Below are 748 nucleotides of genomic sequence, written 5' to 3' on the forward strand. Positions count from 1 at the left end.
AATAAATATCATCCTTTTACTTATGTGAATTATGGGCATGATCCTAAATATTTCAGCTTTGGTGCATTAACATGGACACTAGATCAGGCTTTAAGAGGATTGACTGCTGATCAAATGAAAAGATTGCCAAGAGTAAGTGCTCAAGAAGTAGATGCATATAATCAACAAATTATAAAAGATACAAGGTATATGGGACAAAGTTCACTTGCTTATATGAAAGCAAATATGAAGGAAAATAATGGGCTGAGATATATCAAATTAGTCAGTGGTAAGTTTGGAACATTTAAAATATCTGATAAAGACTGTGCAGGGGATGGAACTGTTCCATGGCTCTCAGGAAAAGCACCTTTTAACCAGGCAGGAGTTAAACAAGTATTTAAAATGACAGGCTTTGACCACCAAGGTTCATATAATAATATTCATGTGCGGAGATCAGTCCTCTATGCAATAGTGCAGATAATTAAAGAGAATAATATCCAGCCGAAGTTTAGGTAAACTTAGATATGAAAGAATAAACTTGTTTACGCTCGTATAGCTTTTTACATGAAAAGTTAAAGCTATCCTAAACTACTCAAATTTAAAGACTTTGTTGTATGGGTTTTATAACAAATTGATTGTAAACATTATATTTAAAATTTAATCTAAAAATAAGAATAATAAATTATATTCTTAAATATTTTTGCAATAAAGCTAATTCAACTTAATAAGTTGGGTATGAGGTTTGAGTGTCTTGAATGCGCTTTAGAAC

At 31.1% G+C, this 748-nt stretch carries 1 pseudogene; it reads left to right on the top strand.

Annotated elements, in window-relative coordinates:
- Positions 1 to 495, top strand: a pseudogene (locus KPC_RS20550) (esterase/lipase family protein); the annotation flags it as partial.
- Between the last annotated feature and the right edge of the window lie 253 nt (positions 496 to 748).

The organism is Acinetobacter stercoris (assembly GCF_900323515.1).
Classification (GTDB): domain Bacteria; phylum Pseudomonadota; class Gammaproteobacteria; order Pseudomonadales; family Moraxellaceae; genus Acinetobacter; species Acinetobacter stercoris.